The 13,210-nt window shown below is 66.2% G+C and carries 14 protein-coding genes; 10 read left to right on the forward strand and 4 right to left on the reverse strand.

Annotated elements, in window-relative coordinates:
- Positions 1-18: 18 nt before the first annotated feature.
- Both G0Q01_RS06525 and G0Q01_RS06530 read right to left on the reverse strand, forming a co-directional pair.
- Entirely contained in the window at positions 19-462 is a 444-nt protein-coding gene (locus tag G0Q01_RS06525; RefSeq protein WP_164196489.1) for a GNAT family N-acetyltransferase, read from the reverse strand.
- Entirely contained in the window at positions 459-1,394 is a 936-nt protein-coding gene (locus G0Q01_RS06530) for a nucleoside hydrolase (RefSeq protein ID WP_164196488.1), read from the reverse strand. Before G0Q01_RS06530 ends, G0Q01_RS06525 begins: the two co-directional genes overlap by 4 nt.
- 254 nt (positions 1,395-1,648) lie before the next feature.
- Between G0Q01_RS06530 and zwf the strand changes: the two genes are divergently transcribed.
- The 4 genes from zwf (at position 1,649) to G0Q01_RS06550 (ending at position 6,153) form a co-directional block, all read left to right on the forward strand.
- Positions 1,649-3,106, forward strand: coding sequence for a glucose-6-phosphate dehydrogenase (gene zwf / locus G0Q01_RS06535; RefSeq protein WP_164196487.1), 1,458 nt, complete (start codon positions 1,649-1,651; stop codon positions 3,104-3,106).
- Positions 3,103-3,780, forward strand: coding sequence for a 6-phosphogluconolactonase (gene pgl, locus G0Q01_RS06540; protein ID WP_164196486.1), 678 nt, complete (start codon positions 3,103-3,105; stop codon positions 3,778-3,780). Before zwf ends, pgl begins: the two co-directional genes overlap by 4 nt.
- 18 nt (positions 3,781-3,798) lie before the next feature.
- Positions 3,799-5,400: a glucose-6-phosphate isomerase gene (gene pgi / locus G0Q01_RS06545; RefSeq protein WP_370457287.1), complete on the forward strand. Its 1,602-nt coding sequence runs from the start codon at positions 3,799-3,801 to the stop codon at positions 5,398-5,400.
- A 111-nt stretch (positions 5,401-5,511) separates the two neighbouring features.
- The gene (locus G0Q01_RS06550; protein WP_164196484.1) at positions 5,512-6,153 is read left to right on the forward strand and encodes a PRC-barrel domain-containing protein; all 642 of its coding nucleotides are present in this window, start codon (positions 5,512-5,514) and stop codon (positions 6,151-6,153) included.
- Positions 6,154-6,207: 54 nt separating this feature from the next.
- Here the strand turns inward: G0Q01_RS06550 and G0Q01_RS06555 are convergent, their stop codons facing one another.
- A complete protein-coding gene (locus G0Q01_RS06555; protein WP_164196483.1) occupies positions 6,208-6,630 on the reverse strand; it encodes a cupin domain-containing protein in 423 nt (140 codons plus the stop codon).
- 104 nt (positions 6,631-6,734) lie between these two features.
- Between G0Q01_RS06555 and G0Q01_RS06560 the strand changes: the two genes are divergently transcribed.
- Both G0Q01_RS06560 and G0Q01_RS06565 read left to right on the forward strand, forming a co-directional pair.
- Positions 6,735-7,355 carry a holin-associated N-acetylmuramidase gene (locus G0Q01_RS06560; protein WP_164196482.1) on the forward strand — a complete coding sequence of 207 codons (621 nt, stop codon included), beginning with the start codon at positions 6,735-6,737 and terminating at the stop codon, positions 7,353-7,355.
- Positions 7,346-7,861 (forward strand): holin family protein, encoded by a 516-nt coding sequence (locus G0Q01_RS06565; protein ID WP_164196481.1) that lies wholly within the window; start codon positions 7,346-7,348, stop codon positions 7,859-7,861. The genes G0Q01_RS06560 and G0Q01_RS06565 overlap by 10 nt, the downstream gene beginning before the upstream one ends.
- Positions 7,862-7,971: 110 nt before the next feature.
- On the opposite strand, the gene G0Q01_RS06570 is transcribed toward G0Q01_RS06565, so the two are convergent.
- Positions 7,972-8,541, reverse strand: coding sequence for a DUF882 domain-containing protein (locus G0Q01_RS06570; protein WP_108965394.1), 570 nt, complete (start codon positions 8,539-8,541; stop codon positions 7,972-7,974).
- A 336-nt stretch (positions 8,542-8,877) separates the two neighbouring features.
- Between G0Q01_RS06570 and G0Q01_RS06575 the strand changes: the two genes are divergently transcribed.
- From G0Q01_RS06575 to G0Q01_RS06590, 4 genes are read left to right on the forward strand one after another with little or no spacing between them, the layout of a single operon-like run.
- Positions 8,878-10,551 (forward strand): L,D-transpeptidase family protein, encoded by a 1,674-nt coding sequence (locus G0Q01_RS06575; RefSeq protein ID WP_164196480.1) that lies wholly within the window; start codon positions 8,878-8,880, stop codon positions 10,549-10,551.
- 30 nt (positions 10,552-10,581) lie between these two features.
- Positions 10,582-11,694, forward strand: a complete 1,113-nt coding sequence (locus G0Q01_RS06580) for a UDP-3-O-(3-hydroxymyristoyl)glucosamine N-acyltransferase (RefSeq protein WP_164196479.1) — start codon at positions 10,582-10,584, stop codon at positions 11,692-11,694.
- A gap of 45 nt (positions 11,695-11,739) precedes the next feature.
- Complete coding sequence (locus G0Q01_RS06585) at positions 11,740-12,000, forward strand: acyl carrier protein (protein ID WP_164196478.1); 261 nt, start codon at positions 11,740-11,742, stop codon at positions 11,998-12,000.
- Entirely contained in the window at positions 11,997-13,205 is a 1,209-nt protein-coding gene (locus tag G0Q01_RS06590; protein WP_164196477.1) for a beta-ketoacyl-[acyl-carrier-protein] synthase family protein, read from the forward strand. Before G0Q01_RS06585 ends, G0Q01_RS06590 begins: the two co-directional genes overlap by 4 nt.
- Positions 13,206-13,210: the final 5 nt, after the last annotated feature.

Consider the following 13,210-nt stretch of genomic DNA (forward strand, 5'->3'; position numbering starts at 1 on the left):
GCGGTTCGGGCGCGGCTCTCAGAGCGCGCAGCGCATCAGCGCGGCGCCGCGGTCCTGCAGGCGGGCGCGGCGGCAGAAGCGCTGCAGGTGTTCGTCCTCGCGGTCGACCTCCATCTGCAGGGCGGTGATGCCGCCCTGCCGCAGCGCCTGGGTGAGCTGGAACAGCGCCTCGCTGCCCATGCCGCGGCTGCGCACCGCGGGGCGGATGTAGAGCTGGTCGATCGTGCCGGTCATGCCGCCGCTTTCCACCGACCAGCCAAAGCTGACCACCACGTATCCGACCGGCGCCTTGCGCGGGCCGATGAGCCAGGCGGCGCCCTGCGGCGCGCCCTCGAGCAGCGGTGTCAGCGCTGCGGTGACCCGGGCCTCGTCGGGCTCGGTGCCGCGCTCTGCCTGGAAGCTGGCGACCATGGGCAGCAGCCGTTCGAGATCGTCGGAACCGGCGAGGTGCAGGGATTTCATAGCTTGGCCAGCCTTTCGGTGAGCAGGGTGAAGAAGGCGTCGGCATCCAGATCGCCGATGAAGGTGGCGTTGGGCGCGCGGCCCGAAACCCCCCACCAGTCGGCCACCGTCATGCCGAGGGTCAGCTCGGAAACGGTCTCGATCTCGACGTTGATGTGCCGGCCCGAAAAGATCTCGGGAGCCAGAAGATAGGCGGTGACGCAGGGATCGTGCAGCGGCGCGCCTTCGGAGCCGTATTTCTCCAGATCGAAGCGCTCGAAGAAGTCGGTCATCTCTGCCACGGCCTTGCCCACCGGCGTGCCGAGCGCGCGGATCGCGTCGTTGCGCGGCTTGGTCACCAGCGCCTTGTGAGTCACGTCGAGCGGCATGACCACCAGCGGGACGCCCGAGCCGAAGACCTCGGCGGCGGCCTCGGGATCGACGTAGATGTTGAACTCTGCGGCGGGGGTGTAGTTGCCGACCTCGAAATAGGCACCGCCCATCAGGACGATTTCCTGCACGCGCTCGACAATGTCGGGGGCGCGGCGGAAGGCGGTGGCAATATTGGTGAGCGGGCCGAGCGGGCAGAGCGTGACCGTGCCCGAGGGCTCGGCGCGCAGCGTGTCGATGAGGAAGTCGACCGCGTGGCGCTCCTGCAGCGGCATGACCGGCGCGGGCAGCTCGGGGCCATCGAGACCGGTCTTGCCGTGCACGTGCTCGGCGGTCACCAGCTTGCGTTCCAGCGGGACGTCGCAGCCGGCGAAGACGGGGATGTCGGTGCGGCCGGCCAGTTCGCAGACCATGCGGGTATTGCGCGAGGTCAGGGGCAGCGGCACGTTGCCCGCAACGGCGGTGATCCCCAGCACTTCGAGTTCGGGTGAGGCAAGGGCCAGAAGGATGGCAACCGCGTCATCCTGCCCGGGGTCCGTGTCGATGATGATGCGTCGTGCCATGGCCCGCCCCGATTTTTTCCCCGCGCCCAAGGCGTGGTCTTGTTGCTGTCGTTTTGTTCTGCCCTTGCGTCGCACGGGCGCCCCGCCGGTTCAAGCGATCCGTCGGCCTTCGGCAAATGGTTACCGGTGCGGTTTATCTTTCCCCCTGGCATTGCCGCGCTGCCGCAGGATGTTAGACTCGCGCGCAGCAATGCGGTAGGCAGGGCTCGGTTAGCGCTAACCGACGTAATATGAGAATCGGAGACAGGCCCTAGATGGTTTCCCGCGTCATTCCCGTCGATCCTTTCGACCTGGTCATTTTCGGAGGCACCGGCGATCTTGCGCGCCGCAAGATCCTGCCCGGCCTTTATCGCCGCTACTGCTCGGGGCAGATGCCTGAGGGCTCGCGGGTGATCGGCGCTGCGCGCTCCGAGATCTCGGTGGACGAATACCGCGACATGGTGCGCGAGGCGATCCTCGAGTTCGGCAAGGCCAAATGCGATGATACGTCGCTCGGTGAGTTTCTCGAACTGCTGGGCTATGTCGCCGTGGACGCCCGCGGCGAAAGCGGCTGGTCCGAGCTGAAAGAGGCTCTGCGCGACGACGATGGGATTGTGCGGGCCTTCTACTTCTCGGTCGGGCCGAGCCTCTTCGGCGATCTTGCCGAGCAACTGCGCAGCCACGGGCTGACCAATCCCGACGCGCGGATCGTCGTCGAGAAGCCCTTTGGCCACAATCTCGAATCCGCCCGCGCGCTCAACGCCGAGCTGGCCCGGCACTTCGACGAAAAACAGATCTACCGGATCGACCACTACCTCGGGAAGGAGACGGTGCAGAACCTGATGGCGGTGCGCTTCGGCAATATGCTGTTCGAGCCGCTGTGGAATGCGCAATATGTCGACCACATCCAGATCACGGTGGCCGAAACCGTCGGCGTCGGCGGGCGCGGCAGCTACTACGACAAGTCCGGCGCGATGCGGGACATGGTGCAGAACCACCTGATGCAGCTGCTCTGCCTTATCGCCATGGAGCCGCCGGCGCGCTTCGAGCCCGACGCGGTCCGCGACGAGAAGCTCAAGGTGATCCGCGCGCTCGACCCGGTTGATCCCGACAGCATCGTGCGCGGCCAGTACACCTCGGACGGCGAGGTGAACTCCTACCGCGAGGACGTCGAAAACCAGGCATCGCGGACCGAGAGCTTCATCGCGATGAAATGCTACATTTCCAACTGGCGATGGGCAAATACCCCGTTTTATCTGCGCACGGGTAAAAGGCTCTCGGCGCAGGCCTCCGAGATCGCCGTGGTGTTCAAGGACGCGCCGCATTCGATCTTCGGCATGGACGCCGGGCGGCATCGCAACATGCTGTCGATCCGCCTGCAGCCGAACGAAGGCATGACGCTGGGCGTCACCATCAAGGAGCCGGGGCCGGGCGGCATGCGTCTTGTCGACGTGCCGCTCGACATGTCCTTTGCCGATGCGCTGGGGCCGGATGCCGCAGATGCGCCCGATGCCTACGAGCGGCTGATCATGGACGTAATCCGCGGCAACCAGACGCTGTTCATGCGCGGCGACGAGGTCGAGGCCGCCTGGGCCTGGACCGATCCGCTGATCGAGGGCTGGGAACGCCGCGGCGATCACCCCAAGCCCTATGATGCGGGGAGCACCGGGCCGGACGATGCCGCTTTCCTGATCAACAGGGACGGCCGCCGCTGGCGGGGGATCAAGACATGAGCTACGAGTTCCGCGACTACCCCGACCGCGAGATGCTGGCGATCGACCTTGCCAACATGATCGCCGGAGAGCTGCGCGCACAGCTCGACCATTCCAAGCGCGTGTCTCTCGCGGTGCCCGGTGGCACATCGCCCGGGCCGATCTTCGACAGCCTCAGCGCGACGTCGCTCGACTGGGACCGGGTCGACGTGCTGCTTGGCGACGAGCGTTGGGTGCCCGAGACCTCGGAACGGTCGAACACCCGACTGCTGCGCGAGCGTCTGCTGACCGGCAAGGCTGCGGCGGCACGGCTGCTGCCGCTCTACGCCGAGGCCGAGACCCCCGAGGAGAAGCTCGAGGAACTGGCCGAGGCGATACGCCCCTCGCTGCCGCTCGGTGTGGTGCTGCTGGGCATGGGCGCCGATCTGCACACCGCCTCGATCTTCCCCGGCGCCGACCGGCTGGCCGAGGCGCTGTCGCCGGAAGCGCCGATCCTCTTGCCGATGCGCGCGCCCGGTGCGCCCGAGCCGCGGATCACCCTGACCGCGCCGGTTCTGGGCGGGGCCCTGAACAAGCACGTGCTCATCTTCGGGGCAGAAAAGCGGGCTGCGCTGGAAAAGGCCAAGGGTCTGCCGCCCGAGGAGGCGCCGATCAATGCGGTGCTCGATCAGGCGGTGGTGCACTGGGCCGAGTGACGCTATCAGACGGAACGGATCAACAGGGGACGTACCTCCATGTGGGATGACCTGAAACGCCTCGCGGCTGCACGTGAAGGCCGGCGCATCGACACGCTCTTCGCCGAGGATGCCGCGCGGGCAGAGACTTTCTCGGTCGAGGCCGAGGGGATGCTCTTCGACTACTCCAAGACGCAGGTCGACGCCGAGGTGCTGCAGGCGCTGCTGGCCGTGGCGCGCGGCGCCGACGTCGAGGCGCGGCGCGAGGCCATGTTCGGCGGCGCCAAGATCAACGAGACCGAGGGCAGGGCGGTGCTGCACACCGCGCTGCGCAACCTTGCGGGAACGCCGGTCGAGGTGGACGGCGCCGACGTGATGCCCGAGGTGCTGGACACGCTGTCGCGCATGGAGGCGCTGGCCGCCGAGGTGCGCGGCTCGAAGATCACCGACGTGGTGAACATCGGAATCGGCGGCTCGGATCTTGGCCCCAAGATGGGCACCATCGCGCTCGCACCCTATCACGACGGCCCGCGCTGCCACTTCGTTTCCAACGTCGACGGGGCGGATATCGCCGATGCGCTGAAGCTCTGCGATCCCGAGACGACACTCTTCGTCATCGCCTCCAAGACGTTCACCACCATCGAGACCATGACCAACGCGCGCACCGCCTGGGACTGGCTCGAAGCGAAGGGCGTGAGCACCGAGGGCAAGTTCGTCGCGCTCTCGTCCAATGCCGAGAAGGCGGGCGAGTGGGGCATCCCGGCGAGCCGCGTCTTTGGCTTCGAGGATTGGGTTGGCGGGCGCTATTCCATGTGGGGGCCGATCGGCCTGTCGATGATGATCGCCATCGGCCCGGAGAACTTCCGCGCGTTCCTCGAGGGCGGGCAGGCGATGGACACGCATTTCCGCTCGGCCCCGCTCGAGGCGAACATGCCGGTGCTGCTGGCCCTCGTCGGCATGTGGCACAATCAGGTGCTGGGCTATGCCACCCGCGCCGTGCTGCCCTACGAGAACCGGCTCGCCCGGCTGCCCGCCTACCTGCAGCAGCTCGAGATGGAGAGCAACGGCAAGTCGGTGGCGATGGACGGCGAGACCCTCGGCTTCGACAGTGGCCCGGTGGTCTGGGGCGAGCCCGGGACCAATGGCCAGCACGCCTTCTACCAGCTCATCCACCAGGGCACGCGGGTGATCCCCTGCGAGTTCATGGTCGGCGCGCGCAGCCACGAGCCCAAGCTGCGCCACCACCATGAGCTGCTGCTGGCCAATTGCTTTGCCCAGTCCGAGGCGCTGATGCGCGGACGCGATCTTGACGAGGCGCGCGGCAAGGTTGCCGGAAAGTTCGAGGGCGCCGAGCTGGAGCGCCAGGCCAAGCACAGGGTCTTCCCGGGCAATCGCCCCTCGACCACGCTGGTGTATCCGTTGCTCGATCCGCGCACGCTCGGGATGATCGTGGCGCTCTACGAACACCGTGTCTTTGTCGAGGGGGTGATCCTCAACATCAACTCCTACGACCAGTGGGGCGTGGAGCTCGGCAAGGAACTGGCGACCGCGCTTGGGCCGATTGTCTCGGGCAAGGAAAGCGCCGAGGGCAAGGATGGCTCGACCCGGCGATTGGTCGCATTCGCGCAACGCGATATGTGAAAAAGTTCCACGATATCAATGCAATTAAAATCGGGGCGCGGTCGGAACACGACCGCGCCCCGCGTGTTGAGAGGGCAGACAAGACGACGACTTCCCTAAGGAGGAGCTACCATGAAACGTCTCACCACCACCGCCGCCCTCATCGCCCTCGTTGCCGGTTCGGCTGCCTACGCGCAGGAAACCAGTATGGACGCTGCCAAGGACAACGCGGACGCAGCCGTGCAGAATGCTGAGCAGGCAATGGAGAACACCGGCGACGCGGTTGCTCAGGAAACCAACGAAGCCGTGGCCGAAGGCGAGCAGGCACTTGACGCAGCTGGCGACAAGATGGCCAAAGCTGGCGCCGAGATGAAGCAGGAAGCCGGCGAGATGGCTACTTCGGCCGAAAACATGTTCAACGGCTCGCCCGACGGGCTGATCCGCACCCGCGACATCACCGGCGGTGCCGTCTATGCGGTCGACGCGGATGGCGACATGTCGGACTGGGATGAAGGCATGACCTACGACACCGTCTCGGAAGACTGGGACAACGTCGGCGAGATCGAAGACATCGTGCTGAACTCCGACGGGTCGTTCCGCGGCATCGTGGCCGAAGTTGGCGGCTTCCTCGACATCGGTGACAAGCACGTGCTGCTCGAGATCGATAACGCCAAGTTCGTTCCGATCGATGACGGCGAGTACTCGGTCGTGACCAACATGACCAAGGACCAGCTGATGGAACTTGAAGACATCGACGAAGGCCCGATGAACTAAGGTTCTTTTCCAGCATCCATGCGGCCGGGGCGTCTTGCCCCGGCCGTTTTGCGTTCAGGGGATGTCGAAGCCCGGCGCGGCCAGTTCGAACCCCTCGAAGCGAAAGCCTGGCGAGACGGTGCAGCCGACCAGCGTCCAGTCGCCGAGGCTGCGCGCCGCCTGCCAATGCCCCTCGGGCACAATGAGCTGAGGCCGCGCACCCGCGCCAAGGTCCGGCCCGAGCGCGTGAACTTCCTTGGGGCCTGCCTCGGTCTGTGCCATCGAGAGCTCCAGCGGCGCCCCGGCGTAGAAATGCCAGATCTCCACCGCGTCGACCCGGTGCCAGTGGCTGCGCTCGTCGCCCCCCAGCAGGAAATAGATGCAGGTGCCGGCAGGGCGCGTTCCATCGTCGGCCCCGGCGATCCAGGTTTGCCGATAGTGCCCGCCCTCGGGGTGGGGGACGAGCCCGAGCAGCCCAATGATCTCTTCTGCTGTCATATTGCCCTGCACAGCCCCTCCGAACGCTCTGATGAAACTCCGTTTACCCCTTGTGGCAGACCATGGGGCCTCCGGGAACCCATCGGTGAAGCAGGAGGCCGACGATGACCGAAACCCCAGAGCTGCGCCGCATGGCGCAGGAGATTGTCGCGCGCGAAGGCGGCTATGTTGATGATCCGGATGATCCGGGCGGCGCCACGAACCACGGCGTCACGCTCGGCACCCTGCGGCGGCTAGGGAGGGACCTCGACGGAGATGGCGACGTCGACAGGGCGGACCTGCGGCGGCTCGGCGAAAGCGAGGCCGCGACCATCTTCCTGCGCGACTACTTCCACGCGCCGCGCATCGACGCGCTGCCAGAGGTTCTGCAACCCTCGGTCTTCGACATGTACGTGAATGCCGGAGCCGGCGCGGTGAAGCTGCTGCAACGCCTGCTGAATGAGATGGGCGAGGCGCTTGAGGAAGACGGTGTCATTGGCCCGCAAACCGTCGCGGCGGCCCGCCGGGCCATGGCTGCCGCACCGGACCATATCGCCGATGCCTACGGGATCGCGCGTCGGAACTACTACTTCGCGCTGGCGGACCGCCGCCCGGCGAGCCGCAAGTTCGCCCGCAGCCGCGCGGGCGGCAAGGGGGGCTGGATCCGCCGCGCCGAGACCTTCATCTCGCCGCGGTTCCGCCTGACCGACGATCAGTTTCGCGCCCGGGTGGCGGCATGGGGCTGATCGACCGGATTCTCGCCGCGCTCGCCGGCACCGGCGGCAGCGTGATCCGCGAGACCGCCGAGGTGTTCCGGGAAAACGCCGAGGCGGCCTCGGCGCGCGACGCGGGGTTGCGCGCCGCCGCGCTTGAGCAGTTTGCCCGCGAATTCGGGCGCCCGGCCACCTCCCGTTTTGACCGGCTGGTGGACGGGCTCAACCGTCTTCCGCGCCCGGCAATGGCCTTTGGCACGCTGGGTCTTCTCGGCAGTGCCATGACCAGCCCCGAGTGGTTTGCCGCGCGCATGCAGGGGCTGGCGTTGGTGCCCGAGCCGCTGTGGTGGCTCTTGGGCGCGGTTGTCAGCTTCTACTTCGGCGCCCGCCACCAGACCAAGGGACAGGCTTTTCAGCGCGAGATCGCGACCAGCCTCGCGCGGGCCGCGCGCCCTTCGCCCGAGCCGCGAGACTTGGCGCCCGCCGAGGAAAATGCCGCCCTCGACGAATGGCGTGCCTTGCGCTCGGGTGCCGCGTAAGCCATTGCCGCGAGGCGGAAATACCTTGGTAGAGCCGCCTCCGGACCCTCCGGAAAGACAAAGGGCGCCCCATGGGCGCCCCTGTCACACAAAAGAACCGAAAGAGCCGCTCAGCTGCCCCAGCTGCGCACCGGGCCGCAATCCATGTGCACGAAGTTCGAGCTGGAATAGCGGCCGACGCCGCCCGCGTTGCACGAGGCCGCGGCGCGCGCCATCTGGTTGACCGAGCGCGAGTTGAGCCGCAGGTCGGCTGCTTCGCCCTTGAGGTGACGCGAGTTCTTGGCAACCCCCGAGGACCGGGCCCGGAGCATCGCGTTGGTTTTCGGGCAGCGGTAGCCCGAGATCAGCATGTAGGGTTCGCTCACGTCCATGAGGTTGTGGGCTGCCGTCATGATGTCGATGGTGCGTGCGTCGATGTTCTTCACATCGTTGCTGCGCCAGTCGCGCATGAAGTAGGAAATTTCCTTGAGCGCGTCGGGGATGTACTCCCCTTCGATCCAGTAGATCATGTTGAGCGTCTCGCCGGTGCGGGCGGAGTACATCCGCAGGCGGCGCACGTCGCCCGCGCCGCGCAGGAAACCTGCCGCGCTTGCGTAAGTGGGTGCTGCCGTGACGAGAGTTGCCGCGAACGCGCCAAGAAGGCCACGCCGCGAGATGCCGCTAGCTGTTTTGTCTGTCATGTGAAGCGCCTGTCCCGTTTAGTCGCTGTGCCTGTTTGTTCCGCCTCGTTGGGCGGACCTACCATCTTTCCCCCAGATGTGCGGCTTTTATGGCACAGGAAAATTTATCGATGAAGGATATTTTGCTACCCCTAGTGGGTTCCCCGGCAAAATCGGCGAAATTTTGCGCAGACGCCGAGAAGCAACGTTCCGGCCAGAAGGAACCTCGGCGCCGACTGTGCATTGGCGTATCAACGGTGGAAAACTCGCCGATCACGCGCGATTGTGTGTGGACAAGCCCCACCGCCGCACCGGAAAATCGCCGATAGGCATGAATGCAGAATATTACGGGTCGACATGGGTAAATTGCGGAATCTCCGGCGTGGTAGCGGTCTTGTGGGCCTTGTTCTGGCAGGGGCGCTGATCGCGCTGCCGGCGGGGCGCGCCGGCGCTCAGGAACTGTCGCAGGGGCTCTCGGAGCAGGTTGGCCAGGACGTCACCCAAGGTCTTTCCATGACCGCCTACCGCCAGGCGGTGGCCGAGAATCTCTCGGGCAACGAGGGGCTCGCGGCGTTCTACCGGATGCGAGATTTCGCCCCGATCTGGACCGGCCCGGACGACACCGCGGCACTGCGGCGGGCGGCGTTGATCGAGGCGCTCGGCACGGCCTCGGTGCACGGGCTTCCCACGCAGCGCTACGATCTCGACGGTCTGATCCGCAAGATGCGCCATGTCGAGGGCGAGCGCGCCCGCGGCGAGCTCGAGGTCGAGATCAGCCGCGCCTTCCTGCAATACGCCCACGATCTGCAGAGCGGCATCCTCAACCCGCATGACGCCGACAGCGGCATCAAGCGCGACGCGCCGCGGCGCGACCCGAAGATCCTGCTCGAGGTGCTGGCGGCGAGCGATCCGCACCAGGTGCTGCAACACCTTGCGCCGTCCTCGGATGAATACGCCCGTCTGCTGCGCGCCAAGCTGAAGCTCGAAAAGATCGTCTCCCGCGGTGGCTGGGGGCCGACCGTGCGCACCGCCAAGCTCGAACTGGGCCAGCGGGGTGGCGATGTGATTGTGCTGCGCGACCGGCTGATCGCCATGGGCTATCTCGAACCGACGCTCTCGGCCGAATATGACGACACGCTGCGCAGCGCCGTGATGCGCTTCCAAGGGAGTCACGGGCTGGCGGTGGACGGCGTTGCCGGGTCGAGCACGCTCAGCCAGCTCAACATCTCTGCCGAGGACCGGCTGAAATCGGTTCTCGTGGCGATGGAGCGCGAGCGCTGGCTGAACCTGCCCGAGGGGCTCGGCAAGCGGCACATCATGGTCAATCTTACCGATTTCCATGCCGAGATCGTCGATGACGGCAAGGTCACCTTCGAGACGCGCTCGGTGGTCGGCTCGCCCGAGGATGACCGGCGCACGCCGGAATTCTCGGACAAGATGGAATTCATGGTGATCAACCCGTCGTGGTACGTGCCGCGCTCGATCGTGGTCAAAGAATATCTGCCGCTGCTGCGCAACAACCCCGGTGCCGCGGGCCATCTCGAGATCACCGACCGTCAGGGTCGGCCGGTGAACCGAGCCAACGGGTTCTCGCAATACACCGCGTCGAGCTTCCCCTTCGCCATGCGCCAGCCGCCGGGGCCGCGTAACGCGCTGGGGACGGTGAAATTCATGTTCCCCAACAAGTACAATATCTACTTGCATGACACGCCGTCGAAATCCCTGTTCGACCGCACCCAGCGCACCTTCTCGCACGGCTGCGTCCGCCTGAGCGACCCGCATGACTTCGCCTATGCGCTGCTGGCGCCGCAGACCTCGGATCCGGTGAGGTTCTTCCAGTCGAAGCTCGGGACCGGGCGCGAGACGCGGGTGAACCTCGACCAGCCGGTGCCGGTGCACCTGATCTACCGGACCGCCTTCACCACGGTGAAGGGCGAGATGGAATATCGCGCCGATGTTTACGGCCGGGACGCGCGGATCTGGGATGCGCTGAGTGCCGCAGGGGTGGTACTGGCGGGCGGGCCGAGTTAAATCCTCGGGGAGAGCATCCCGGAGGACCCAATGTCCCTAGACAGCACCGTACACACCCACAGCATTGCCCAGATCGCCGCCGCGCTTGGTCTGCCGGCAGAGGGCGACCTCGAAATCCGCATCACCTCGGTGGCCGAACCGGCGCAGGCCGGCGAGGACCAGTTGGCGCTGGCGATGAAACCCGAGTTTGCCGCCCAGATCGGCGAGGGCCAGGCGCGCGCCGCCATGCTCTGGGAAGGCGCTGACTGGCAGTCCATGGGGCTCAAGGCGGCGATTCTCGCGCCGCGCCCGCGCCACGCGCTCTCGGGCCTTTCGGCGATGCTCGACCGTGGCAATGGCTATGGCGAGGGCATCCATCCGACCGCGCTTGTCGACCCGAGCGCCGAGCTTGGCGAGGGCGTGTCCGTCGGTCCCTACACGGTGATCGGCGCGCGGGTGAAGATCGGTGCGCGCTCGGTGATCGGGCCGCAGGTCTTCATCGGCGAAGACGCCACCCTCGGCGAGGACGCGGTGATCCACTCGGGCGTGCGCATCGGCGCGCGCTGCACCATCGGCAAACGCTTCTTCGGCCAGTTCAACTGCGCGATCGGCGGCGACGGCTTCAGCTACGTGACCCCCGAGGTCTCGGGCGTGGAGAAGGCCCGCGCCAGCCTTGGCGAGGAAGGCACCCAGCAGGCACAGCAATGGGCGCGCATCCACTCGCTCGGCGCGGTCACCATCGGTGATGACTGCGAGGTCGGCGCCAATGCCACCGTCGATCGCGGCTCGGTGCGCGACACCCGCATCGGCAATGGCACTAAGATCGACAACCTCGTGATGATCGGCCACAACGTGGTGGTCGGAGACAACACGTTGATCTGCGGCTGCTGCGGCATCGCCGGCTCGACCAAGATCGGCAGCAACGTCGTGCTCGCCGGGCAGACGGGTGTGTCGGACAATATCTTCATCGGCGACAACGTGATCACCGGCGGCGGCACCAAGGTGCTGTCGAACATCCCCGCAGGCCGCGTCATGCTTGGCTACCCGGCGATGAAAATGGAAACACACGTCGAGACTTACAAGGGGCTGCGCAGATTGCCACGGCTCTTCAAGGATGTCGCCGAACTCAAGAAATCTGTTTCCAAGCTCATGGGGAATGAGTAAGCCGACGCTGACACTGACGCTGCGACGACAAAGGGAGCGCCGCACATGACTGTAAAAGACAAGGTCATCGAGATCATCGCCGAGCAGGCCGTGCTCGAACCTTCGGACGTGACAATGGACAGCACGCTCGAGGATCTGGGGATCGACAGCCTTGGTCTCGTCGAGAGCATCTTCGCCATCGAGGAAGCCTTCGATATCTCGGTTCCGTTCAACGCCAACGAGCCCGAACAGAGCGATTTCGACATCTCCTCGGTGGCGAGCATCGTCGCCGGGATCGAAAAGCTGGTGGCCGAGCAGACCGCGTGAAACGGGTCGTCATTACCGGGGCAGGCACCATCAACGCGCTCGGGCGCGGGGTGCCTGCGACTTTCGAAGCCATGCGCGAGGGGCGCTGCGGCATCGGGGAACTGGACTTCCGGGACGTCGAGCGCTTGGCCATCCGCATCGGCGGGCAGGTCAAGGGCTACGAGCCGGAAGACACCTTCAACCGCCAGCAGCTTGCGCTCTACGACCGCTTCACGCAGTTCGCACTGATCGCGGCGCGCGAGGCCATCGCGCAGTCGGGGCTCGAATTCCACGGCGACATGGCGGACCGTTCGGGCGTGGTGCTGGGCACCTCGGGCGGGGGGCTCACCACGCAGGACGAGAATTACCGCTCGGTCTACGAGGAGGGGAAGAACCGCGTCCACCCCTTTGTCGTGCCCAAGTTGATGAACAACGCCGCCGCCAGCCATGTCAGCATGGAGTTCAACCTGCGCGGCCCGACCTTCACCGTCGCCACCGCCTGCGCCAGTTCGAACCACGCGATGGGGCTTGCCTTCCAGATGGTCCGCTCGGGCGCCTGCCCGGCGATGATCACCGGGGGATCCGAGTCGATGCTCTGCTTCGGTGGAGTGAAGGCCTGGGAAGGGCTGCGGGTCATGTCCAAGGATGCCTGCCGCCCGTTCTCGGCCAACCGCAATGGCATGGTGCAGGGCGAGGGCGCGGGGGTCTACGTCTTCGAGGAGTATGACCATGCCAAAGCGCGCGGCGCCGACATCCTCGCCGAGGTGGTCGGCTTCGCCATGACCTCGGACGCGGCCGATATCGTCATGCCCAGCAAGCAGGGCGCGGCCCGGGCGATCTCGGGCGCGCTGCGCGACGGCAGGATCGATCGCGACGAGGTGGGCTACATCAACGCCCATGGCACCGGCACCGCCGCCAACGACAAGACCGAATGCGCCGCCGTGGCCGATGCCATGGGGCCGCAGGCCGACCGTCTGATGATCTCCTCGACCAAATCGATGCATGGCCATTGCATCGGCGGCACCGGCGCCGTCGAGCTTTTGGCCTGCATCATGGCGCTGCGTGACGGGGTGATTGCGCCCACCATCAATCACGAGGAATTCGACGCCGAATGCGCGCTCGACGTGGTGCCCAACGAGGCGCGCGAGGCAGATGTTTCGGTGGTGCTGTCGAACGCGTTTGCCTTTGGTGGACTGAACGCGGTGCTGGCGCTGCGCAAGGTCTAGGCGCG

The sequence above is a fragment of the Salipiger sp. PrR007 genome (genome assembly GCF_010499845.1).
In the GTDB taxonomy this organism is placed as follows: Bacteria; Pseudomonadota; Alphaproteobacteria; order Rhodobacterales; family Rhodobacteraceae; genus Salipiger; species Salipiger pacificus_A.

Bases quoted from the DNA above. Each gene is read 5' to 3' on its own strand.
- G0Q01_RS06525 (WP_164196489.1), bottom strand. From the start codon at position 462: ATGAAATCCCTGCACCTCGCCGGTTCCGACGATCTCGAACGGCTGCTG.
- G0Q01_RS06530 (WP_164196488.1), bottom strand. From the start codon at position 1,394: ATGGCACGACGCATCATCATCGACACGGACCCCGGGCAGGATGACGCG.
- zwf (WP_164196487.1), top strand. From the start codon at position 1,649: ATGGTTTCCCGCGTCATTCCCGTCGATCCTTTCGACCTGGTCATTTTC.
- pgl (WP_164196486.1), top strand. From the start codon at position 3,103: ATGAGCTACGAGTTCCGCGACTACCCCGACCGCGAGATGCTGGCGATC.
- G0Q01_RS06550 (WP_164196484.1), top strand. From the start codon at position 5,512: ATGAAACGTCTCACCACCACCGCCGCCCTCATCGCCCTCGTTGCCGGT.
- G0Q01_RS06555 (WP_164196483.1), bottom strand. From the start codon at position 6,630: ATGACAGCAGAAGAGATCATTGGGCTGCTCGGGCTCGTCCCCCACCCC.
- G0Q01_RS06560 (WP_164196482.1), top strand. From the start codon at position 6,735: ATGACCGAAACCCCAGAGCTGCGCCGCATGGCGCAGGAGATTGTCGCG.
- G0Q01_RS06565 (WP_164196481.1), top strand. From the start codon at position 7,346: ATGGGGCTGATCGACCGGATTCTCGCCGCGCTCGCCGGCACCGGCGGC.
- G0Q01_RS06570 (WP_108965394.1), bottom strand. From the start codon at position 8,541: ATGACAGACAAAACAGCTAGCGGCATCTCGCGGCGTGGCCTTCTTGGC.
- G0Q01_RS06575 (WP_164196480.1), top strand. From the start codon at position 8,878: ATGGGTAAATTGCGGAATCTCCGGCGTGGTAGCGGTCTTGTGGGCCTT.
- G0Q01_RS06580 (WP_164196479.1), top strand. From the start codon at position 10,582: ATGTCCCTAGACAGCACCGTACACACCCACAGCATTGCCCAGATCGCC.
- G0Q01_RS06585 (WP_164196478.1), top strand. From the start codon at position 11,740: ATGACTGTAAAAGACAAGGTCATCGAGATCATCGCCGAGCAGGCCGTG.